The 22,991-nt window shown below is 45.6% G+C and carries 17 protein-coding genes; 7 read left to right on the top strand and 10 right to left on the bottom strand.

Annotated elements, in window-relative coordinates; genetic code table 11:
* Positions 1-14: 14 nt before the first annotated feature.
* The gene (locus BTO10_RS01315; protein WP_004740262.1) at positions 15-710 is read right to left on the bottom strand and encodes a winged helix-turn-helix domain-containing protein; all 696 of its coding nucleotides are present in this window, start codon (positions 708-710) and stop codon (positions 15-17) included.
* Between the two features lie 315 nt (positions 711-1,025).
* A complete protein-coding gene (gene cra, locus BTO10_RS01310) occupies positions 1,026-2,030 on the bottom strand; it encodes a catabolite repressor/activator (protein WP_004740264.1) in 1,005 nt (334 codons plus the stop codon).
* Between the two features lie 373 nt (positions 2,031-2,403).
* Here cra and fruB point away from each other — a divergent pair, with 373 nt between their 5' ends.
* Genes fruB through fruA form a run of 3 tightly spaced genes read left to right on the top strand, consistent with a single transcriptional unit; the run spans position 2,404 to position 6,285 of the window.
* Positions 2,404-3,537: a fused PTS fructose transporter subunit IIA/HPr protein gene (fruB, locus tag BTO10_RS01305; RefSeq protein WP_105023286.1), complete on the top strand. Its 1,134-nt coding sequence runs from the start codon at positions 2,404-2,406 to the stop codon at positions 3,535-3,537.
* A 9-nt stretch (positions 3,538-3,546) separates the two neighbouring features.
* Positions 3,547-4,524: a 1-phosphofructokinase gene (gene pfkB, locus BTO10_RS01300; RefSeq protein WP_105023285.1), complete on the top strand. Its 978-nt coding sequence runs from the start codon at positions 3,547-3,549 to the stop codon at positions 4,522-4,524.
* Between the two features lie 15 nt (positions 4,525-4,539).
* A complete protein-coding gene (gene fruA, locus BTO10_RS01295) occupies positions 4,540-6,285 on the top strand; it encodes a PTS fructose transporter subunit IIBC (RefSeq protein ID WP_105023284.1) in 1,746 nt (581 codons plus the stop codon).
* Positions 6,286-6,362: 77 nt separating this feature from the next.
* Here the strand turns inward: fruA and BTO10_RS01290 are convergent, their stop codons facing one another.
* The 7 genes from BTO10_RS01290 to yghU form a co-directional block, all read right to left on the bottom strand.
* Positions 6,363-7,397 (bottom strand): helix-turn-helix transcriptional regulator, encoded by a 1,035-nt coding sequence (locus tag BTO10_RS01290; RefSeq protein WP_105023283.1) that lies wholly within the window; start codon positions 7,395-7,397, stop codon positions 6,363-6,365.
* Positions 7,394-10,567, bottom strand: a complete 3,174-nt coding sequence (locus tag BTO10_RS01285) for an efflux RND transporter permease subunit (RefSeq protein WP_105023282.1) — start codon at positions 10,565-10,567, stop codon at positions 7,394-7,396. Before BTO10_RS01285 ends, BTO10_RS01290 begins: the two co-directional genes overlap by 4 nt.
* On the bottom strand, positions 10,564-11,739 hold the full coding sequence (locus tag BTO10_RS01280) for an efflux RND transporter periplasmic adaptor subunit (protein ID WP_105023281.1): 1,176 nt from the start codon (positions 11,737-11,739) through the stop codon (positions 10,564-10,566). The genes BTO10_RS01285 and BTO10_RS01280 overlap by 4 nt, the downstream gene beginning before the upstream one ends.
* Positions 11,729-12,616, bottom strand: a complete 888-nt coding sequence (locus BTO10_RS01275) for an ABC transporter six-transmembrane domain-containing protein (RefSeq protein WP_105023280.1) — start codon at positions 12,614-12,616, stop codon at positions 11,729-11,731. Before BTO10_RS01275 ends, BTO10_RS01280 begins: the two co-directional genes overlap by 11 nt.
* A gap of 278 nt (positions 12,617-12,894) precedes the next feature.
* Complete coding sequence (locus tag BTO10_RS01270) at positions 12,895-13,218, bottom strand: DOPA 4,5-dioxygenase family protein (RefSeq protein ID WP_004740273.1); 324 nt, start codon at positions 13,216-13,218, stop codon at positions 12,895-12,897.
* Between the two features lie 230 nt (positions 13,219-13,448).
* Positions 13,449-14,675 carry an NAD(P)/FAD-dependent oxidoreductase gene (locus tag BTO10_RS01265; protein ID WP_105023279.1) on the bottom strand — a complete coding sequence of 409 codons (1,227 nt, stop codon included), beginning with the start codon at positions 14,673-14,675 and terminating at the stop codon, positions 13,449-13,451.
* 200 nt (positions 14,676-14,875) lie between these two features.
* On the bottom strand, positions 14,876-15,733 hold the full coding sequence (gene yghU, locus BTO10_RS01260) for a glutathione-dependent disulfide-bond oxidoreductase (RefSeq protein WP_105023278.1): 858 nt from the start codon (positions 15,731-15,733) through the stop codon (positions 14,876-14,878).
* A gap of 274 nt (positions 15,734-16,007) precedes the next feature.
* Between yghU and BTO10_RS01255 the strand changes: the two genes are divergently transcribed.
* Positions 16,008-16,352 carry a YajD family HNH nuclease gene (locus BTO10_RS01255; protein ID WP_004740276.1) on the top strand — a complete coding sequence of 115 codons (345 nt, stop codon included), beginning with the start codon at positions 16,008-16,010 and terminating at the stop codon, positions 16,350-16,352.
* 137 nt (positions 16,353-16,489) lie between these two features.
* Here BTO10_RS01255 and BTO10_RS01250 read toward each other — a convergent pair whose 3' ends face one another.
* The gene (locus tag BTO10_RS01250) at positions 16,490-16,870 is read right to left on the bottom strand and encodes an NADH:ubiquinone oxidoreductase (protein ID WP_105023277.1); all 381 of its coding nucleotides are present in this window, start codon (positions 16,868-16,870) and stop codon (positions 16,490-16,492) included.
* Positions 16,871-17,466: 596 nt separating this feature from the next.
* On the opposite strand from BTO10_RS01250, the gene BTO10_RS01245 reads away from it, so the two are divergent.
* The 3 genes from BTO10_RS01245 (at position 17,467) to BTO10_RS01235 (ending at position 22,922) form a co-directional block, all read left to right on the top strand.
* Positions 17,467-18,702 (top strand): L-lactate MFS transporter, encoded by a 1,236-nt coding sequence (locus tag BTO10_RS01245; RefSeq protein ID WP_105023276.1) that lies wholly within the window; start codon positions 17,467-17,469, stop codon positions 18,700-18,702.
* Between the two features lie 56 nt (positions 18,703-18,758).
* A complete protein-coding gene (locus BTO10_RS01240; protein ID WP_105023275.1) occupies positions 18,759-20,423 on the top strand; it encodes a VRR-NUC domain-containing protein in 1,665 nt (554 codons plus the stop codon).
* Positions 20,424-20,567: 144 nt separating this feature from the next.
* On the top strand, positions 20,568-22,922 hold the full coding sequence (locus BTO10_RS01235; protein WP_105023274.1) for a fatty acid cis/trans isomerase: 2,355 nt from the start codon (positions 20,568-20,570) through the stop codon (positions 22,920-22,922).
* Positions 22,923-22,991: the final 69 nt, after the last annotated feature.

Raw genomic sequence — 22,991 nt, 5'->3', positions numbered from 1 at the left:
CTAGATTCATCAGGCTATTCATCATTGAACAGCCCCTCCGTTATTTCTGGCAGAGCCTCAATTTCGAAAAAGTAGTTCTCGCTATGATGACGTTTTTTGTCATAAACAGAGAGATTGTATTGTCCCGCTTTTTCACCAATGAAATAAAAACAATCACATTCGAAGCGTTTAATCACCGCCTCTATGTCAGGCGAAATAATCATGTCTTTGCGCTTCAACAGCTCATGAGACCCAATATCCACCACTTCATAATCTTCATGTAAATAAGGCATTAAGTGAGTGTTCGTCACCCGTAAGAAGTTCAAGCAAGATAAGACAATGAGCACAATAGAAACTGACGCCAACAGTATCTTTGCTAGTTTAGTCGCGTTGAAACGTCGAGCACCTGATGGTTTTGCTTCAAGGGAAGCGTTATCGCAATAAAGCATGTAACCAACACCCGCAATAGTGCGTAACTCAACCGATTCAGACATAGCGATGGCAAGTCTAAGCTTTTGTACTGACTTTTGAAGGGAGGAATCCGTGACGATGGTTTCAGGCCATCCCGCTTGCTTTAGCGTCTCTTTACTCAGGACTTGGTTTGAACTGTCTAAGAATGCTTTAAACAACAGACATTCATTGTAATTCAATGCCCGTTCTGCACGATCTTTTGTGATGGTCATCTTTTCGATATCGAAAACCAAATCACCACAAGAGTACTGCTTATCCACTTTGAGTTTTCCCACCAAGATGTTATCTAAATGACTGTTTATTGTAGTTGAAAAGTGACGAATATACATTAGGTTAAGTGCACTGATCAGACCAAGACATATGCATTCCCGAAACTAATCCATCCCATACACAACCAATAACTATCACCCATAACTGCCGATAAAATGAATAAGTATTAAGCAAACACAGACAGGTATTACGGAAAACAGGCAAATGTGAGGAAACAAACAGGTAACAGGGTTCAATAGAAAAACAAAAAAGCCTCAGTACCTTAAAAGTCACTGAGGCTCTCTCAAACTTGAATCGTTAGCGCGTTAAGTACGTTTCACTAAACTTCTCGGCACCAATTCAATGCCCGACTGATAACGTTTTGCTGAAGCGTTCAATGCCAACGCAAACGCACTGTCTGCGATGACCTCAAATTGCTGCGGAAGTGAGTGAACCTTGAAGGGTAAGAAATCCAATAATCGGTTATCACCAAAAGTCGCCAACTTGACTTGATTGATCAGCTCTGGCTTTTCGACCATCACATCAAGTACACCTTCTAGTAAGGTGTAAGACATAGTGACAATCGCATCAGGGACTGTGCCTTTAGCAATCCACTCTTCAAACACTTCTCGACCGGACTCACGATCAAAGTGCTCACCGTAGCCGACAACCGTTGGTTTATTTTCATCGAGCCCTGTTTGCTGTGTATGAGCCTTATTAGCTGCTTCAAAACCTAAGTGACGCTCGCGTGAAATATTCAGATCAGGCAGTGCTCCGATTAAGCCAACGCTGTGAATGTTGTCATCTAGAATTGAATGTGTCAGTTCAAACGCTGCTTCGAAGTCTTCACTGATCACGCAGGCAAAATGCTCATCGTCTAACGGACGGTCAATCGCGATGACTGGCGTACCCGAGTTTTGCAGCTTCAAGTAAAACTCGTTAGCGTCTGGCATAGAGCTCGCCACCAGCAAGGCGTCAATACGACGACTTACCAGCGCTTCCGCTACTTTACGTTCAGTTTCCGCATCATCATCAGAGCAACCAATCAGGATTTGATAGCCTACTTTACGTGAGTTCTGCTCTATCAATTTTGCTAAACGCGCGTAACTGCTGTTTTCCAGATCAGGAATAATCAAACCAAATGAACGGCTATTACCAGCACGCAGCGACGAAGCAGCATGGTCTGGACGGTAGTTATACTCGTCTACCACCGCCATTACTTTCTGCTGAGTCTTCTCACTGATTCTGTATTTCTGCGCCTTGCCGTTAATCACATAGCTAGCCGTGGTTTTCGACACACCGGCTAGTTTGGCAATCTCATCTAGTGTCATATGGGTGACCTGTATTTTGTGCGTAGGATCATATAACCAATCTTCTGATCCTTGGATTAGTTGAATTATATGCTGAATCGATTCAGTATAAAAGCTGAAAGGATTCAGCAAAATCTGAAAAGTGACTTCAATCATCCTTTTGTATGAATTGAGCGTCATTTGTCGTGATTCAGCTTCTCGTTATGAATGAAACTGAAATTACGACACGCAGCAAAACTATTTTGGTTAACAGAATTGGCTTTGCTGAATTTTTTTACACTGATTGCTGAACCGATTCAGCCAGATGAAACAAAGAGCAAGTAACGAGTAAATATTGCTCTAGACTGAATCGTAGCGATACACAAATTCTCAAGCGATACGCTAAAGAGGCACCATGCTTAAATTATCAAAATCTGACATCACTCTTGGTCAAACGGCCGATGACAAATTCAAAGCTATCCAGAACATTGCTGGCGACCTAACTGCGAAAGGCTTAGTGGACTCTGGTTATGTAGAAGGAATGCTGAACCGTGAAAACCAGAACTCTACGTTTCTTGGTAACGGCATCGCGATTCCTCACGGCACCACAGACACTCGCGGCCTTGTAAAAGAGACAGGCGTTGCAGTACACCACTTCCCTGAAGGTATTGATTGGGCAGACGGCAACCGTGTTTACGTAGCAATTGGTATTGCAGCGAAATCTGACGAGCACTTAGGCATCCTTAAGCAGCTAACAAAGGTTCTAGCGGCGGACGGCGTTGAAGAGAAACTAAAACAAGCGAAATCAGAAGACGAAATCATTGCCCTACTGAACGGTGAAGTTCAGTTAGAAGCTGACTTAGACGCTTCTTTAGTTCAGCTACTGTTCCCAGCAAGCGACATGGTTCAAATGTCTGCAGTTGCGGGCGGTCTACTGAAGAACACAGGTTGTACAGACAACGCATTCGTTGCTGACCTAGTAACAAAAACACCGACTCATCTAGGCCAAGGCGTTTGGTTACTAGGTAGCAATAAAGGCGTAACGCGCACTGGCGTATCTTTTGTTTCTACAGCGAACGATTGTGAATTCGAAGGCACTCCTGTGAAAGCTCTTGTGGCATTCGCGGCTTGTAACAACGCACACCAATCTATTCTAACGAACCTAAGCAAAATGGTTTTCGAAGGTAAACAGCAACAACTGTTAACTGCTGACGTTGCACAAGTGATTGGCCTTCTTAAAGGTGAAGCGGTTTCTACAGCGTATGAAGGCGATGACAACTGCGCAGTATTCAAAATTAAAAACGCACACGGCCTACACGCTCGTCCGGGCGCAATGCTGGTTGCTGAAGCGAAGAAATTCGAATCTTCTATCCGCGTTTCAAACCTAGATGGCGACGGAAAAGAAGTAAACGCGAAGAGCTTAATGAAAGTCATCGCTCTTGGCGTGAAACATGGCCACCAGCTTCAGTTCGTTGCTGAAGGTGATGATGCAGCACAAGCACTTGAATCGATCGGTAAAGCTATCGCTTCAGGCCTTGGCGAAGGTTAAGGAATCGATATGTCTGATAAACAAATCAAAGCCGTTACCGTTACGCTAAACCCTGCCCTAGACCTAACAGGCGCTATCGATGCACTGAATGTTGGCTCGGTAAGCCTAGTGAATCAAGGTTCTCTGCACGCCGCAGGCAAAGGCGTAAACGTAGCAAAAGTGCTTTCAGAGCTTGGTACGAAAGTGACCGTAACAGGTTTCCTTGGTCGCAATAACGAAGAGGCCTTCTGCCAACTGTTCGAACAGATGGGTGCAACTGACCGCTTCATCCGTGTTGACGGCGCGACTCGCATCAACGTGAAACTGGTAGAGAACTCTGGTCAAGTAAGCGACATCAACTTCCCTGGTGTTCCTGTTAATGCTGACGCGATTAAAGCGTTTGAAGAAACCTTGCTAGAACTGGCTGAAACACACGATTATTTCGTGATTGCTGGCAGCTTGCCACAAGGCGTATCACCAGAGCTGTGCGCTTCTTGGGTACAACGCTTACGTGACCTAGGCAAAAAGGTTCTTTTCGACAGCAGCCGTGATGCACTTAAAGCTGGTATCAATGCACAGCCTTGGTTGATAAAGCCGAACGATGAAGAACTTTCTCAGCTATTCAATGCTGAACTGACAACACGTGACCAATGCCAACACGCAGGCCAAGCCCTAAGCGAAAAAGGCATCGACAACATCGTGGTATCACTTGGCGCTGAAGGCGTGATGTGGCTTAACCAAGGTGAATGGTTACATGCTCAACCACCGCGTATGCAAGTAGTGAGCACTGTAGGCGCAGGCGACACCTTAGTTGCTGGTCTATGTTGGGGTCATATGCAGCAAATGCCAAAACCAGAACTTATCAAATTCGCAACCGCCCTATCTGCTCTAGCCGTTTCGCAGGTAGGGGTCGGTGTAACCAGCCAACAAGAGCTGGATTCAGTACTACAAAATATCCAATTACAGGTGCTTGGTGCTCCAACTAACCAGTTAGACACAAGCAAATAGGACAAAAGGTTTATTATGAATATTACCATTATCACAGCTTGCCCAAGTGGCGTAGCAAACAGCATCATCGCAGCAGGCTTGTTAGAGCAAGCAACAAAAGCACTGGGTTGGAACGCCGCTATTGAATGCAAATCAAGCGTACTACCTGAGTCTCCAGTATCACAAGACGCTATCGACAGCAGCGACGTTGTGGTTATTGCAGCTAACACAAACGTTGATAAAACACGTTTCGTGGGCAAAAAGGTTTACCAAGCAGCTATCTCTGAGTGCACTGCAGATGCAACAGCATTTCTAGAGAAAGCGGTAGCAGAAGCAACGGTATTAGACGCATCTCAAGTTGAAAGCACTGTTGAAGTGACTGGTACTTCAACAGCTACAGGCAGCAAAAAGATCGTTGCGATTACTGCTTGTCCAACGGGTGTTGCACATACCTTCATGGCAGCAGAAGCGCTTGAAGCAGAAGGCAAACGCCTAGGTCACCAAATCAAAGTGGAAACTCGCGGCTCTGTAGGTGCGAAGAACCAACTAACAGACCAAGAAATCGCAGACGCTGACCTAGTTATCATCGCAGCAGACATCGACGTTCCACTGGATCGTTTCAACGGTAAGCCTCTTTACAAAACAACAACCGGTCCAGCTCTTAAGAAGACTCAACAAGAAGTTGAGAAAGCGTTCGCTGAAGCTAAGCCATACCAACATACAGCTTCTTCTTCACAAGCAGCACCTGCAGATGAGAAGAAAGGCGTGTACAAGCACCTTATGACAGGTGTATCTCACATGCTTCCTGTGGTTGTTGCGGGTGGTTTGATCATCGCTCTTTCTTTCGTTTTCGGTATCGAAGCTTTTAAAGAAGAAGGCACACTAGCGGCTGCACTGATGACTATCGGTGGTGGTTCTGCATTCGCATTGATGATTCCTGTTCTTGCTGGTTTTATTGCATTCTCGATTGCTGACCGTCCGGGTCTGGCTCCTGGTCTAATCGGCGGTATGCTGGCTAGCTCAACAGGCGCAGGCTTCCTAGGTGGTATCGCGGCTGGTTTCATTGCGGGTTATTCTGCGAAGTTGATTGCCGACAAAGTTCAACTTCCACAATCGATGGACGCGCTTAAACCAATCCTGATCATTCCGTTTATCGCGAGTTTGTTCACTGGCCTTGTGATGGTTTACATCGTAGGTGGTCCTGTTTCTGGCGTAATGAGCGCAATGACAGACTTCCTAAACAACATGGGTACGTCTAACGCAATTCTTCTGGGTGTGATTCTAGGCGCAATGATGTGTTTCGACCTTGGTGGTCCGGTAAACAAAGCCGCTTACACATTCGGTGTTGGTCTACTGGCTTCGCAAACTTACGCTCCAATGGCAGCTATCATGGCAGCAGGTATGGTTCCTGCTCTAGGTATGGGCCTTGCAACTTTCCTAGTGAAAGACAAGTTTGAAGCAGGCGAGCGTGAAGCGGGTAAAGCATCATTCGTTCTTGGTCTATGTTTCATCTCTGAAGGTGCGATTCCATTCGCAGCAAAAGACCCAATGCGTGTTATCCCAGCATGTATGGCAGGTGGTGCACTAACGGGTGCTTTATCAATGATGTTTGGTGCACAGCTGATGGCTCCACACGGCGGTCTATTTGTACTACTGATTCCTGGCGCTATCTCTCCAGTACTTATGTACCTAGTAGCGATTGCAGCAGGTACGCTAGTAACGGGCTTTGGCTACGCAGCACTTAAAAAGATGAGCGGCTCTAAAGTAACGGCAGAGGCTTAATCCCCCTACTCTGTTAAGCTCCTTCTATAAAGCGGCTTATCATTAAACAAAGGCTCCTCATATGAGGAGCCTTTTTGTTATTCGCTGTCTTGGGTCGTTAAAATGGGCAACTGGAAAGAGAAAGTCACTCCTTCTACATCGTCATCATCTATATGGCGAATCATCTCCACTAAATAGCCATTCACGTCTAACTGCAAACCTTGTTGCTTAACCGCGTTAAACAGCGCTTCTAAAGCCGTGCTGTAGGCGACATCGGAAACCAGATACACATCGCTGCACAAGTAGTATCCTTCTGGAATGATCATATCGTAACGCTCTTTAGCCACTTGCCAGTTACCGATTTCAGCGTCTATGTCGTCCCACTTGTTTCTCATCTGCTTAATTGGTGTTGTGCCCATGAGTTGTGTTGATTTCAGACCATACATTTCAAACGCAGTATCCCAGTCTGGATCATCTAGTTTGAGCTTCTGCATACCGCGCTCTGGATACCAAACCAACTCTGTCGGCATCGACTTAACCAACTCTTTTTCGATGGAAGACTGCACGCCAGGATGAGCCAACCTCTGGATAAAATCAGCAGTCTCTTTTGGGGTCGCGTTGTAACCCATTTCTCTAATGTGCTTTGCCGTCACGCCCAGCTCACGCTTGAGCGCCTTGCCTAACGATTGTGACGACGAAAACCCACAATACTGAGCTATCTCAATAACGCTCCATGGCTCATCATTGATCAGCAAGCCCACTGCGATTTGTAATCGAACGCGGCTTAGGTATTGCCCCGGCGTTTCATTAAACAGCTCAGTAAACTGACGATGAAAATGGTATGGCGAGATCGCACTCTCAGTTGCTATTTCTTCCCAAGTACGACGCTCACCCCACTCTTCATGCATTAAATTAAGCGCATGGCTAAAGCGTTTTTGAAGGTGCTCAGGCAAAGACTCAACCAACGCAATCTCAGGCACCAGCTTAAAGCCAGGCACTGATTGATAGTCAGGTTTACTCTGTTGCATCATACGGTCTTTGTTCTCAGGCATAGAAGCTCTTGTCTCTGTCGACTTAATTGGATTCGATCGCTTGGCTTCACTATCGTATTTGTCCTTTATAAAATCAATCATGAGCGCTCCAAAGTGAGCTGTGTCTGTACATGTGGTTCTTGTTCAACCGGTTCTTTTTCAATTAGATCTTCAACTTGAGGCGCTTTTCGGCAAAACAAACCAAGCAACACAGGTATCAGAATCAGCGTTACCGCAGTGGCGAACAGTTCACCAAATACCAAGGACACTGCCGCTGGCTTTAAGTATTGTGCTTGTTCTGCCGTTTCACTTAGTAACGGCAACAAGCCACACACAGTGGTAATCGTGGTTAAGAAGATCGCTCTCAATCGGCTGGTGCCCGCAATTACTAACGCCTTCTGAAGTGGCACGCCTTGGCGGTATTCAGCGTTAAAACGCGTGATCAGCACCAATGAGTCGTTAATCACGATTCCCGTCATGGCCATCATTCCGAACATTGAAAGAATGCTGATCGGCAAGTCCATCAAGTAATGACCAAAAATCGCACCTGCGAATCCAAACGGGATGACAGCCATAATAAACATCGGTTGCCAGTAAGACTTCAAAGGCACCGCCAACAAAATGTAGATCATCAGCAGAGTCAGAATCATTGCGGATTTAAAGCCATCCGACACTTCCCCTATCTCTTCAAACTCACCACCCGCTTTGATGGTGACGCTTGGATATTGTAGGTGTAGAGACTCAATCGTATCTTCAAGTTGCTCACGTGTTTTCTCTGGTGATTGCAGGTCACGGTTTTGCTTCCAATAAAGGTTAATCACTTGCTCTCGGTCACGGCGATAAACCACTTGTGGCTCTTGCTCGTGACGGAACTCAGCAATATCACCCATCATTACGCTGCCACCGTTCGGCAACATGACAATGGCTTGCTGTAACTGAGCTAAGGTTCTGCGCTCATCTCTTGGGTATTGCAGTAGTACCTTGGTCTCTTGTCCGTTTTCTAAAAGACGATGAACCTCCCTTTCGCCAAATGCTTCGCCTGCAAGTTGGGCTAATGTGGCTTGCGTTAAGCCAAGCTGCTGACCATATTGATTCAGCACCAAGCGAACTTGTGGTAAACCATCCTGACCATCATCGTAGACATCAGAAACACCTTTTAACGACGCTAGAGTATCTGCTAGCTGCTCACTGACACGAGACGCCAATTCACGGTCGCTGGAAGAGATCGTTAAGAATGTGCCACCAGCTGGCTCCTCTGCCGCACTGAATTTCACCGAGTAAGCTCCTTCAATTTGCCCAGTGCTTTCTCGCCATCGCTTCAGCAGTAAGTTACCCGGCAATAAGCTTAAAGATTCATTGGTAAGTTCGGCAGTGACTTCAATTTCCCCATAACCATCTGACCACGCGAGCAGGTTTACGACGGGCTTCTCTTGTAATGGATAACCTTCCATTAAGCCTTTCTCAACCTGAGCCATCGCTTGCTCTACTTGCAACAAAGCTTGGCGCTGTAGTGGCAACGGCGCGCCATCTTCCAGCTCAATCACTGCTGTGATGTAACGCCCCGGAATTTCAGGGAACAGCGCACTTCGAATCGCTCCATTTGACCACATGCCATAAGCCAATGAGATGACCGCCACAAACCCAAGCAAAGATGCCACTTTGTAGCCAAGTGCAAACTCCAATACTGGCTTATAGATGTTGAGATTGAACCACTGCAAGCCACCTTGAGCCGCATTCTGAACCTTGGCGAAAATACTGGTAGAGGGCTTTTTCACTGAAAGCTGAGCCAAGTGCGACGGTAGGATAAATTTGCTTTCAATCAGCGAGAAGATCAAAGCGAAGATCACCACGGCCGAAAACCCAGCAAGCACTTTAGCTAACTCATTGTTAATCCAGAGCATTGGAGAAAATGCAGCAATGGTCGTCAACACACCAAATGCAGTTGCCACTGACACAGAATGTACGCCCTGCCAAGCGGCTGTCTTTCCGTTTATATTAGAGGAGCCGTTTAGCTTTGAAGTACCGGAATGACTAGGATTTCCCGTCCGTTTTTCATGTATCGCTTCACCCACAACTACGGCATCATCCACCAACACACCGAGTACCAAGATAAAGCCAAACAAGGTGATGTCGTTGATGCTGTAGTTAAAAAGCTGCATTGCAGCTAGCGTTCCTGTAAGCGCAATCGGAATCCCCATCGCGACCCAAAACGCGAGCCTGATTTCAAGAAATATCCCAAGCAAAATCAATACAATTAGTAAGCCTTGCCATGCGTTTTCGCTCAAACGAAACAGCTGCTCTTCAATGTAAGGCGCCATATCAGCCATGGTATTCAGGTCAATATCCGAAGGCAGAATCGCACGTTGCGCATCCAGAGTTTCACTGATCGCTTCGCTGACTTTAAGCAGATTGTCGGTTTGGCTCGTGCTGACCAATAAAGCAATCGCATTGGAGCCGTTGTTACGCACGATAGAGCCGCTGTATTGGTAACCACGGCTTAGCTTGGCCATGTCTCCCAAGTGTATTTTTCCGTTACTTCCCGAAATCACAACCAGCTGGTTTAGCTTCTGCAAATCATCGGCGTAACCGTCACCACGAATTATCATTCGGCCTTTGTCACTGATAAGCTCACCACTGCGGGATTCTAGCGAACGCTGCTCAACTAAAGCTGCAAGATCTTCCAAGCTCAGCCCTAATGCTTTGAGTTGATCAGGGTCTGGCTCAATCACCAACTGAGGCGTTCGAGTTCCCCAGTTTGAGACCTTGGAAATTTGAGGGTTCTTCTTCAGCGCTTGTTCAAGCTGCTTAGCGATAGGTTGCAGCTCGTCATCGGTTCTTGGACCTGACACCACCACAAACGCGGCTAAGTTGGTAAATTCATTACGCACCACTTGCGGTCTTTCTGCTTGCACGGGAAAGCCGTTGATGGCGTTTACTTGGTTACGAATGTCATCCAACAGCTTGTCTAAATCTGTACTACTGGTTTTACGTACCACGACTCGTGACATTCCTGCACTCGATTGGCTGGTGATCTGTTTGATACCTGCAGTGCCGCTGATCGACTCTTCGATTCGTTGCGTCACGCTCTCATCAATTTGTTGTGCAGTACCGCCAGGATAAGCCACAGTAATACTGATTGAGGATGGTGCAATTTGCGGGAACGACTCGACACGCAACTGACCAAACGCCAACACACCGCTGATAACAATCGCCATCATCAACAAATTGGCAGCGATTGGGTTATTAATGAACCATTTTGTCATCCAACTCATTGGTTTGCTTCCTTAATCTGTGCGGCATCAGATTTACCCGCGAGCATGGCTTCAGAATGGATTCCATTGAACCTAGGCGCGACTTGTTTGCCGATAAGCATGGAAGAAAGTGGATACTGCACCACACGGCGAGGCTTATCACTGCGATCATTGAAGCGAATATCAAGCTCTTGGCTGCCTTGCCCAATAAGCGTTACCGACTCTTTTCGTAGGCGATCTTCTGTATCTAATGTCCAGACGTAGCCATCTCGCGTCATCGCACTCAAAGGTAGGCTTACGACGTCCTCTTGTAGACCGAAGTTAACCACTGCTTGAACCTGCTGATTAGGGAAAAGCCTAGGTTTATCTTGGTAAGGATTTTCAACCGACAGCACGACTTGTCTTTGACGAGTCACCGAATCCACTTCTGGTGACACATAGCGCACCTTCGCCGGCCATTGATTCCCAGAACGACTTACGACGCGAATGCTCGGCTTAACCAAGGCAGCCTGTACTTGTTGCCAATGCAATTCAGAGATTGGAAGCTCGATATCAATCGAATCACTGGCGGCTAACTCAAAGGTCACTTGCCCCGCCTCTACCCACTCTCTTGGGCTAATGTGGCGTTTCATGACGACCGCATCAAAAGGCGCCGTGATCACTGACTCTTCTACTAGCTTCTTCGCACTTACGTAAGCTTGTTTGGCTTGTTGCAAGTTGGCCTTTGCAGCATATACTTGGGGTTCTCTGCGCGCAAAGGACGAACTTGTTTTTGGGTTGAGCATCTTGAGCGCGACGGTTTGTTCATGCTTAGCCTGTTTCAATTCCAGCTCCGCTTGCTTTAACGCACTCAACGCTTGCGCCAAGTTCGCATCAACGGCGCTGGTATCTAACCTCGCCAACACATCGCCCTTAGTCACTAGCTGTCCCGGTTCAATGTTTTCATTCAGCCACTTAAGTTGCGCACTACTCGACGCTTTAAGTTGAATTGGCCAACGAGCAGCGGTTAAGCCTAGTACCGTTAACGTCGATTCGTGCTGCGAAGGTGTCACCTCCAATACAGAAACCGGTGCCAATACTGCTTGTTTCTTCACAGGTTCCGCTGCCTCAGGTTCCAATTCGTCGACAACAATCAAGGCAGCAAAGATAGCCGCACAACCGACTAATACCGAAAGTGGCTTTTTAAACTTCATAAGGCATCTCCTTGGTAGCCTGTTGGACAGAGGTAGGATTGAGTCGCTGACTGATTTCAGTAAGACGAGAGAGGGTTTGCAGCGTAATTGGTAGCATCACTGCGGTTTCAACAAACTCCAGTGAATAGGTAACGATAGAGAACACTTGTCCTGCAGTAGGCTGAATTAGCTGGCTAACCATCCACAAATTGCCCACGACTGCGCCAAACAGCACGGTGAATATCAGTCCGTAAACAATCGCCTCGGTATCTGAAAGCTTGATTTCACACTGTTTTAGTCGCTCAAAGTGCCAACGAAGCGCAGACAAACGAACACCGCTCAACAGTTGAACCTGCTGTTCGACTTGATCGTTAAATTGGCCGTTAAGCCGCGTGAAGGTTCGGTGGAACAAACCATAGATCGCGAGCATCGAAAACCCAGCAAACAACATGCAAAGCGCCAATGAGAAATGGAATGTGGAGAGAATCACCACAGTCGCAACAAGCTGTACCACTGCCGTCATCAGAGCAGGTAAATCGTCTTCTAAGAAATCAACCAGCTCACGCGACATGGTGAGACGAGCGTCTTTGGTTGATACAGATAAGCCACGCAGGTTTCGCTCCACAATATTCGCCAGTTTGACACGAATCGCCCCATAAACACGGGTATCGTAGAAACGGCGAACCACGCTGAGAATGACCAACACAAAGAGAATCAGTGCCAGCATCATCAAAGGCTGGAAGCTTTGGGTTAACACGCCATCGATGGCGTAACCAATAAACAGCGGCAGCAGAATAAGCATCACGTTTTCAGCTAAAACCATTAACCAAGTCGCAGCGACCTTTAATGGGTTAAGCCGAATAATCGTTAGCAGAGAGATGGGATGTTTGAATAGCATTATTGAGCCCATAAATGAATATGGCGTCAGTATTACCAATTCGGCATGGGAAAAAGTGTCCCAGATTGCTGTATTGGGAAATCACATGCAATTCAAGGGGAGCAAACCCTATAAGCGACGAGCTAAATTACATTAGTTAGAGGGAGGTTAGGACAGAAAAGTGGAATTTATCGAAATAAGAAAAGGGATAACTCACCCGACAGCAGAAAACATTGATTCGCTTATGTTTAGTACAAACGTATTGTTTATTAGGTACACACTGTCGGGCGAAAACTAAATTAGCTACTTAGTGTGTCTTCAAATACACCTAGCTCACGACCCAGCCAGATCGCTCGTACTGTATGGTCTAATGTTTCTTCACCACCGGTTACAGGGTGAATAAGCACTGACATATCACCACGCTCTTGCTCAAGCCATTCCACGATACCCGACTCTTTGTTAGCAAAATGAATCTCAAACATCGGCATTTTATGTGGACCAACTAAACGTTGTACTAAAGGAAAAACCTCTAATACGTCTTTACGCTCAGATAGAATCTTTTGACGCAGTGTTTCTGCTTGCTCTGCAAATCGCAGAGGGAAATAAACATGACCGTGGTACATGGCACCATCCTTTAGAATTATGATGTCGCAAGTTTATACCTAAACCGCATTCAATAGCTAAAGCTAAATATTATAAGCCAACCAAATCAGCACTCACGATTTTACGCGGTATCGCAGTTGTAGGCTGCCTTTTGCACAAAAGAATGCACAAAAGAAAAGCGCCATACATAATCTTATGTATGGCGCTCATTTACTTATCAATCTGAGGGTAAGCCTCGAACCTATCTACGTTAGATCTTTTTACTGTATGGGTTTAGCGCGCATTTCAGTCTTTTTAGTACAACCAATGCTGTCACACGTCCCCAACTAAACAACACTCTTTGATGTAAACGGAAAATAGTGTCGTAAAGGTTTCGTACAAATCGACCACGCAAAAGTACTCTATCATTCATGAGCGCGCCGACTGCATAGTCATGCCCAACCGCTACCAACATGCCTCCATCGTGGAACACAAAGGGTTGTAACGCCTTACCTTTCGCTAAACGCTTGAACTGCTGAGCCAAGTGACCCGCGGCTTGGTTAGCAGCTTGAGCTCTTGGTGGAACAAACGAACCATCCGGTTGTGGACACTCTGCACTGTCGCCAATCACAAAGATATCGTTGTCATTGGTTGTTCTTAGTGTCTGATCTACCACTAATTGATTGATTCGATTTGTCTCTAAACCGTCTAATTCACTTAGCCAATCAGCACATTTAATACCAGCAGCCCACACTTGCAGATCTGCTGAAATAATCTCACCTTCTGAAGTGACTAATTTTGTCTCTTCGGCTCTTTGAATTCGAGTACCAGTTCTAACGTTGATACCGTGTTTTACCAAAGCTTCATGAACTCGTTTCGACATGCATTCAGGCCCAGCAGGCAACACACGATAAGCCGCTTCAATCAAAGTGATTTCAAGGCTGCCTTCCTGACGATAGCGCTGTAGCTTGGCGCTCACTTTGGCTAGCTCTGCCGCCAGTTCAACGCCCGTTGCACCTGCGCCAACAATTGAAATTTTGCGCTGACTGCTTGCTCTCAGTAGAGGGTTGATCTCCTGCCAAGCTTTCTGTGCTTGCCCTGCTGAATCAAGGAATAGACAGTGTTCACTCACACCTTCTGTTTTAAAGTCATTGCTAATGGCGCCGACCGCAATAACAAGGTAGTCGTATTCTAGTTCTTGTGTCGTACCGCTAAAATGATTCAGCTTGATCACTTTATTAGCACGCTCTAAGCCGCTCATTGAGGCTTGAACATAGGTGTAACCATTACAAGATGCATGCTGGAAGTAGCTGACAGCGTCGAGTTCTTCGTCGAATGTCCCCGCTGCAATTTCGTGTAAGCGCGGTTTCCAGTAGTGGTGTGACGATGGCTCAACAAGTGTCACATCATAACGTTTATCACGACCTAAGCGCGTAACCAATTCAAGGCCAGCAGCGCCGCCGCCAACCACAACAATCTTTTCTTTCTGTTTCAACATTCGCTTACCCACCAAGCCTAAAGGCAAAATCTTTCTGATGGAGCGTATTATATTTATAACAAAATTAATGATAATCCCAATTTAAATTAAATCACCTTTACGAATTTGTAATGATTAGACTCATATTGATTAAATACAGGATCAAAAAAGCACCACATTCCAAAAGAATATGTGGCGCTTTTATCTACCTTAAATAAAAACTAAGGCTTTAGTTTCAGCACGTTATCAATGTCTTCAGCCGAGTGGCGCTCTGGTACTTGCTCCCACTCTTCGCCCCATGAGCGGTTAATAATACGACCACGCTGGAAGCCTTCACGCGCTTCTAGCAACTTCGCCCAACGAACGACATTGGTGTAAGACTCCACTTGTAAGAACTCAGCAGCATCATAAAGATTGCCGAGTACCAGATTGCCATACCAAGGCCAAATCGCCATATCGGCGATAGTCAGCTCTTCTCCAGCGACAAAGGTACTGTTTGCTAGCTGCTTATCCAGTACGTCTAGCTGGCGCTTAGCTTCCATCGCGAAACGGTTAATTGGGTACTCTTGCTTTTCATCTGCGTAAGCGTAGAAGTGGCCAAAGCCGCCGCCTAGGAATGGGGCTGAGCCTTGTGCCCAGAATAGCCAGTTAAACGTTTGAATACGAGCAGCGCCCTCTTTCGGTAAGAAGTAACCAAACTTTTCAGCCAAATGAACTAGGATGGAAGCCGATTCAAAAACGTTCACGTCTTCATTACCAGATTTATCGACCAAAGCAGGAATTTTCGAGTTAGGGTTTACACCAACAAAACCAGAAGAGAATTGATCCGACTCTCCAATGTTGATCAAGTACGCATCATATTCAGCTTCTTTCACACCGGCGGCTAGTAGCTCTTCAAGCATGATCGTCACTTTCTGGCCATTCGGTGTGCCAAGAGAGTAGAGTTGCAGAGCATGTTCACCAACAGCCAGATCTTTGTCGAATCGAGCGCCAGACTCAGGGCTATTAATATTTGCCCACTTGTTACCACCGGCAGCATCGTTAACCCACACTTTAGGTGGTGTGTATTGTTCTGACATGATATTTCCTTATTAGTATAGGGTCTTACCAACAGATATTAGGTCACATTTACTTGGTTAAAACCCCTCAATGCGTTTTCTTTTCAAACTGTTAAGCATGCCTTATTCCAGAAAGACATATCCAACATACAGCCCCCTTTGTCTTAGCGTTCACAAACCAGCCCAGCGTAAAATTGATGTTGGTTAAAGCAAAGTATCATTTAGTGACAACACCTCTAGAGCTTCAATAAAGCTGTGATAATATCGACTGATTACAACAAATAGGAATTTGGCAATGTCTTCAGATTACAATGGCTCAAGCGCGGCATACGCTCGCCAAGAGCAAGGTTACCGTGAGAAAGCACTCAAACTTTACCCTTGGGTTTGTGGTAAGTGCGCACGTGAGTTTGTTTACTCGAACCTAAGAGAGCTGACTGTTCACCACGTCGACCATGACCACACGAATAACCCTGAAGACGGCAGTAATTGGGAACTATTGTGCCTTTACTGTCACGATCACGAACATTCTAAATACACAGACCACGAACGCTACGGCGTCGATGCCACAGCGCGTTTAGATGACCACCAAACTGCAACACATAACCCGTTTGCTGACCTAGCGAAGATGATGAAAAAGTAAAACGCTCTTCATTTCAGGCTCGATAACAAGAAACCCCAGTATGTCTCCATACTGGGGTTTCTTTTATCTGCGGCCAAATCAAATCTCGCAGGATCAAAAAAGCCTTCCGAAGAAGGCTTTTGAAAATCTGTTTTTAACTATGCTGCAGCTTGCTTGCGAGACTCTTCAATCTGTTTCTCACGTTTCTTTAGTGTCAGCTTATCGCGGTAAGAAAACCACACGTAAGACACTACCACTAAGAAGAATAGGTAAGACAATGAGAAGATGAATGGTGACTGGATAATATCGTTAGAGATACCCCAAGACACGCCTACCACTGTTACTGCGATTTTAGCAAAGAAGCCACATAGTAGAAGCACTAGAGCTAACTGAGGGAAACGTGTGCTGCGGAATGCAAGCCAGTAGCAACTTCCCACTGCAAGTGCTGCAATGTAGAAACCGAATAAGAAAGAATGAATATGATCAGCGGCTGCTACACCACCGGTAATCGACATCAGTAGAATTAAAAATAGTTTCATAACACTTGCCTCTTAGTAGACTAGAAACGCATCCTTTCAAATTTGAAATCTCAGTTTGCGGTCTATTTTCCCACTTTTTACGGACAAAACAAGCCAAAAAAACGAACAAATTGTAACCAACAAGAAACACAAAGCACCGCATTAACAATCATTTAACATTCATAAATTCAACAAACTATGTCCCCTCTGGGGTTGTGGCGATTAATGTCTAATTTGATTTATTTTGTTACACAAAATTAACCACAGAAATAATTTAAAATTAATTGCAATGATGTGATGACAGCACGGTTTGTAGGGGCACTAGCAGGAAGATATTGGGTAAAAGCATGAATACTGGAGCCTAAACCAGCAAAGTGTACAAAAAAGAAAGGTGTTAACAACAACTGCAACACGCATAAAAAACAGTTCTTTAACAACTCAAGTTTAATTTTGATAAAAGTGGAAAAAGAGATTCCAATCACATTTTTATTGGTTATAATCCGCGCTCTTTTGCGCTACCTGTTGATAAACGCAAACTAATTTTGAAGAAACAATCACAATAACCCGTCTTTAGTCCTGTGGCTCTCACTAGACCAAAGACAAAACTGAGAATAAAAATGAGCAAGATTGATAAAGCTACACGTATCCTGCTAGCAGGCTTCTGTATCAACCTTTGTCTTGGCATCCTGTATGCTTGGAGTGTATTTAACAAAGCCCTACAAGGTGAAGGCTGGTCTGCAGCTGAAGCATCAGCACCATACGCGACTGCAACAATCACATTCTCTATCTGTCTTCTTGTTGCTGGTATCCTACAAGACCGCATGGGTCCACGTAAGATCCTAATTCTTGGTACAGCTCTTACTGGCCTTGGCATGATCGCATCAGGCTTTGCGACTTCTCCACTAATGCTAAACATCACATTTGGTGTTATGGCTGGTGCGGGTATCGGCTTCGGTTACGCATGTCTTTCTCCTTCTGCAATGAAGTGGTTCCACCCTTCTAAGAAAGGTATGGTTAACGGTCTTATCGCAGCAGGCTTCGGTCTAGCGGCAATTTACCTTGCTCCAGTTACTGCTGCTCTTATCGAGAGCATGGGCATCCAAACAAGCTTTAAGATTCTTGGTGTTGGTGTACTCGCAATCGCTGTACCTCTAGCAGCAACAATCAACAACCCACCAGCGGGTTACTCTCCAGCTGAACCAAAAGTAAAAGCTGGCCAAGCTCCAAAAGCGGTTAAGAAGAGCGAAGACCTATCTTGGAAAGTAATGCTGAAGACTCCTCAGTTCTACTCTCTATGGATCATGTACGCCTTCGCAGCTTCTGTTGGTCTAATGATCATCGGTAACATCACAAGTATCGCAAGCGCACAAGCAAACCTACCGAACGCGGTTTACCTTGCTTCTATCCTTGCTGTATTTAACTCAGGCGGTCGTGTTGCTGCTGGTATGCTTGCTGACAAAATCGGTGGCGTTCGTACTCTTCTACTTGCGTTCATTCTGCAAGGTGCAAACATGGCGCTATTCGCTACGTTTAACACTGAGTTCACGCTAATCATTGGTACAGCGGTTGCAGCGGTTGGTTACGGTACTCTACTAGCAGTATTCCCAACGCTTACAGCTGAATTCTACGGTCTTAAAAACTACGGTACTAACTACGGCGTGCTTTACACGGCATGGGGTATCGGTGGTGCAATCGGTACAGCGGTTGTTGGTTACTCGATGACTAACGGCGGCAGCTACGGCCTTGCTTACACTATTTCTGCAGCAATGATGGCAGTATGTATTGTTCTAGCAATCATCACTAAGCCAATGTCTGAAGCGAAAGCGGCTGAGCTAAAAGCATCGCAAGCTTAATCTGATAAAAGATTGAATTTGAAAAGAAAGAGCTTAACCTTAGGGTTAGGCTCTTTTTGTATGAAGCGACGTATCAAGTGACATTAGAATCCACTCCTCAACTGCACCCAACTTACTATCTCGACAACTTCAATCGACTGATTGAACACGCTCAAATGCACTACCCTGACTTGCTGAGCGCCGATGAAACTCGTTGGCTACAAAGTTACAAGCGCCTTTCTACACCTAGCCAGTGTTTAATGGTTCGTTTGCTGTCTCGTAAGGGGTGCTGGTTTCGCAGTGATAAACTCGACTACGTTGAAATACCCAATCTCTCCGATGCGCTGCAAGAACTAAGTACATCAGGCTTTATTGCGCTGAGTAATCCTAAAGCTTCGCACAACCTTGTCATCACAGAGCATGAGTTGGGCTTACACTTGCTCACCAAGCCTGAGCTAGTCAACGTATTCCTTACCCTCAGAAGCAGTAAGTCGGCTAAAAAAGACATGCTATTAGGACTGCTGACTCAACAACCTTTTGATAATTATGAAGCGTTAACATTTGACTGTATCCATGTTAATGAAGCTGAAGTTATCGATGTATTACTGCTACTCTTCTTCGCCAATACATACCAAGATCTCAGTCAGTTCGTATTAAGCGACCTTGGCCTCAACACCTTTGAAAACTACCCATTGAGTAAGCAGCGTCGCTTCTTCAACTCCAGAGAGCAGCTCAGCCAACTGCTCTCAATGCGCGACGTTCAACGCCAATATTATGAAGGCGACCGTAAGGACTGCGACGTTCTTGAGCACCTTTTGCAATCCTTGCCGTGCGAATCAGAACATCGCACCATCGCGAGAAAGCGCTCACGCCTGATCAATGACATTGCTCGTGATCTAGAACGGCTCAATCAGAACGAAAAAGCAGTTCATTGGTTTAAACAATCATCACTTCCACCGAGCAGAGAGCGGCTTGCTCGCATCTACGACAAGCAAGATGAGCTAGACCTAATGAGTGACACCGTCACGGATATGCAAGCAAATCCATCTGACGTATCAGAACTGGAAGTCGCCGTTAAGCTTGAACAGAGGTTGCTACGCAAGCAGGGACAAAAGGTTCCACGCACTTCAAAACCAATTTGCGAACAAATGAGATTAGAATTAGACCTAAGCCAAACCAGAGTTGAGCTTGCCGTTAAGCAACATTTTGAAGCTCAAGGTTGGGAAGTCTACTTTTCAGAGAACAGCTTTCTGTGTGGATTATTCGGCTTGGCGTTTTGGGATGTAATTTTCTCAGATGTAGAGGGTGCGTTTATCAACCGCTACCAATATCGACCATTGGATCTCTATCATTCAGACTTTCAACAAAAGCGTGAATTGCAAATCAATGCTGTAATCCAAACCATCTCGAACCAAGGCATTGATCACTTGCTCGATATCTATGATGAAAAGCTTGGCATTGCTAATCCGTTTGTGCATTGGAATCACTTCCCTAAAGCACTCATCGAACGCAGCATCCACTCAGTGCCACGAGCATTGCTGATCGATCTCTTCAAAGTCATATTGAGTGACCTAAAACTGTTTAGAACCGGAATGCCTGACTTGATCGCTTTTAAAGATCACCAATTTCACTGGATAGAAGTCAAAGGCCCTGGAGACAAATTACAAGATAACCAATGGCGTTGGATAAAGGAATTCGAGCGCCTCTCAGTCCCCTTCTCTGTTTGTTACGTTAACCAGTAGACCTAAATACTGAGCTTTATGCCCGCAGCCAAGCCTAGCGAATCACTCAACCCTATAGAGTTCTTGTCTACAAAATTGTCAGAACATGAGCATTTTCAATCATTTTCGATATAATTAGAACAAATGCCAAATATCTAAGTACGTATGAATTTGAAAAAACTCTTCATTTTGTCTCTTGTCAGCGTGTTCTCAGGTTGTGCCGTGTATGCGGGTCTAAACTTTGATGAGCTGTTTGGCGAACAACAAGTTCGTGATCGCCAAACTCCTATCCTTTCAGCTCAATCGCAACACTTTCTCAACGAAGTTAAACCGATCATTGATAACCGATGTGTGGTTTGTCACGCCTGCTATGATGCACCCTGCCAACTGAAAATGTCTTCTGTGGAGGGTATCGACCGAGGTGCCAGTAAAGCACTGGTTTATCAAGGTACGCGTTTAACAGCATCGGCTCCCACGCGCTTGTTTGAAGATGCGTTAACCACACAAGAGTGGCGCGATGCAGACTTCCACCCTGTACTCAACGAACGTATGCAGAATTCGACCGCTAACTTAGATGCCGGGCTAGTTTCTCGTATGTTGATACAGAAAGAGAATCACCCACTTCCAGATCAAGCACAGCTAGAAGGCTTCGACTTTTCAATCGATCGTGACCAGCAGTGTCCAACTATCGAAGAGTACGCTCAATATGAGAGAGATTATCCTACGTGGGGTATGCCTTATGGGATGCCTAACTTAGACAAGACAGAATACGCGACTCTAATGAGCTGGCTAGAAAATGGCGCTTTGATGAACGAACATATTCCGCTAAGTGAAGCTGAGCAAGAGCTAGTTAATACTTACGAAAAGTTCCTCAACAAGAGCTCAAGAAAGAGCCAACTTTCAGCACGTTATATCTATGAGCACCTGTTCTTGTCGCACGTTTACTTTTCTGAGTTAGGACAACCAACACGCTTTTTCTCTATTGTTCGCTCAGCAACACCTCCTGGCGAACCGGTTAAGCGTATCACCACTCGTCGCCCTTATGACGCTCCAAAAGTACCACGCGTGTACTACCGCCTTATCCCTGAGCAAGGCACAATTGTCGATAAGACACACATGCCTTTCGCCCTCAATGAAGAACGCCTGCAAAACTGGAACACTTGGTTCTTTGATGCCGATTACACCGTAGATAAGCTGCCAAGCTACGATATTGATATTGCCGCGAACCCAATGACCTCGTTTGAAGCTTTGCCAGTAAACTCTCGCTTTAAGTTTATGCTCGATAACGCTCAGAACACCATCATGGCTTACATCAAAGGCCCTGTGTGTCGTGGTCAGTTGGCATTAAACGTGATTAACGACCGATTTTGGGTATTCTTTATCGATCCAGACAAAGCCGATCTTCCAGAGATCAACGCCTTTTATGCAAGCCAACGTGACAATCTTAAGCTTCCAAGTGAACTTGAAAGTAACACGGTTCCTGCAACGAACTGGGTTAGATATTCAAAACAGCAAGCACGCTACCTGGAAGGGAAATCAGACTTTGCTAACAAGTGGTTTAAGAACGGTGAGAACTTAACGACAGACATTATCTGGGATGGCAATGGTACTAACCCGAACGCTGCCCTTACTGTTTTCCGTCACTTTGACAGTGCATCGGTGGTACAGGGCTTAGTTGGTCCTCAACCAAAAACCGCGTGGATTCTGGACTATGCACTTTTAGAAAGAATTCACTACCTACTTGTTGCTGGCTTCGATGTTTACGGAAACTTTGGCCACCAACTTATCACTCGTATGTTTATGGACTTCTTACGTCTTGAAGGTGAAAGTAACTTCTTAACACTGTTACCAAAAGATGTACGACACCTTGAGCACTCAAGCTGGTACCAAAATCAAAGCGTCCAGTTGAGCGATTTCTTGCAACGTAATATCGCACCTTTTGATCAGCCAACTAGCGTGGTGTACAAAACGGCCGATCCAAAACGCGAGCTGCTCGATAAGCTGAAAGATAAGTTGAGTCCGATACTCAATGACCGTTATGAGATCGTTGATACTGGCTTTAGCCGTAAAAATGAAGCACTGCTTAAACAGGTGAGCTTGGTGAAAGGTGAAGGCCTACGCCATGTGCCTCAACTCGTGATGATCATGATTGAGGGTGAAAACGGTGAAGAACAACTGTTCACCATGATTCACAATAACGCTCACAGCAACATTTCTAGCTTGTTTAACGAAGAAGGTAACCGAGATTACGCTAATGACGACTTAACGCTCGTCCGAGGCATTGTAGGCAGTTATCCAGCCGCTTATCTATCACTGACAGAGAAGGAAATTCCAACTCTCGTGAAGTCTCTACAAAACTTACAGACTGAAGAAGATTACGTAGCGCTACTCGATAAGTTTGCTATCCGACGCAGCTCTAGTGAGTTCTGGCCATTCAGTGACCGAGTGCATCGTTGGTATCAACAAGACCAACCGATAGAGTTTGGCCTATTGGACTACAACCGCTTCGAAAACCGTTAGTCTGAAGCATCGCTTTGAAAACAAAAATCCTCTGTCTTAGCAGAGGATTTTTTTGTTTCTGGATGCTCA

It is taken from the genome of Vibrio chagasii (assembly GCF_002954585.1).
In the GTDB taxonomy this organism is placed as follows: domain Bacteria; phylum Pseudomonadota; class Gammaproteobacteria; order Enterobacterales; family Vibrionaceae; genus Vibrio; species Vibrio chagasii_A.
Note: the sequence above shows the minus strand (reverse complement) of the source record. Positions and strands in the feature narration are given on the sequence as shown.

Coding starts and splice junctions, on each gene's coding strand:
- cra (WP_004740264.1), bottom strand. CDS start 2,030: ATGACACTAGATGAGATTGCCAAACTAGCCGGTGTGTCGAAAACCACG.
- fruB (WP_105023286.1), top strand. CDS start 2,404: ATGCTTAAATTATCAAAATCTGACATCACTCTTGGTCAAACGGCCGAT.
- pfkB (WP_105023285.1), top strand. CDS start 3,547: ATGTCTGATAAACAAATCAAAGCCGTTACCGTTACGCTAAACCCTGCC.
- fruA (WP_105023284.1), top strand. CDS start 4,540: ATGAATATTACCATTATCACAGCTTGCCCAAGTGGCGTAGCAAACAGC.
- BTO10_RS01290 (WP_105023283.1), bottom strand. CDS start 7,397: ATGATTGATTTTATAAAGGACAAATACGATAGTGAAGCCAAGCGATCG.
- BTO10_RS01285 (WP_105023282.1), bottom strand. CDS start 10,567: ATGAGTTGGATGACAAAATGGTTCATTAATAACCCAATCGCTGCCAAT.
- BTO10_RS01280 (WP_105023281.1), bottom strand. CDS start 11,739: ATGAAGTTTAAAAAGCCACTTTCGGTATTAGTCGGTTGTGCGGCTATC.
- BTO10_RS01275 (WP_105023280.1), bottom strand. CDS start 12,616: ATGCTATTCAAACATCCCATCTCTCTGCTAACGATTATTCGGCTTAAC.
- BTO10_RS01270 (WP_004740273.1), bottom strand. CDS start 13,218: ATGTACCACGGTCATGTTTATTTCCCTCTGCGATTTGCAGAGCAAGCA.
- BTO10_RS01265 (WP_105023279.1), bottom strand. CDS start 14,675: ATGTTGAAACAGAAAGAAAAGATTGTTGTGGTTGGCGGCGGCGCTGCT.
- yghU (WP_105023278.1), bottom strand. CDS start 15,733: ATGTCAGAACAATACACACCACCTAAAGTGTGGGTTAACGATGCTGCC.
- BTO10_RS01255 (WP_004740276.1), top strand. CDS start 16,008: ATGTCTTCAGATTACAATGGCTCAAGCGCGGCATACGCTCGCCAAGAG.
- BTO10_RS01250 (WP_105023277.1), bottom strand. CDS start 16,870: ATGAAACTATTTTTAATTCTACTGATGTCGATTACCGGTGGTGTAGCA.
- BTO10_RS01245 (WP_105023276.1), top strand. CDS start 17,467: ATGAGCAAGATTGATAAAGCTACACGTATCCTGCTAGCAGGCTTCTGT.
- BTO10_RS01235 (WP_105023274.1), top strand. CDS start 20,568: ATGAATTTGAAAAAACTCTTCATTTTGTCTCTTGTCAGCGTGTTCTCA.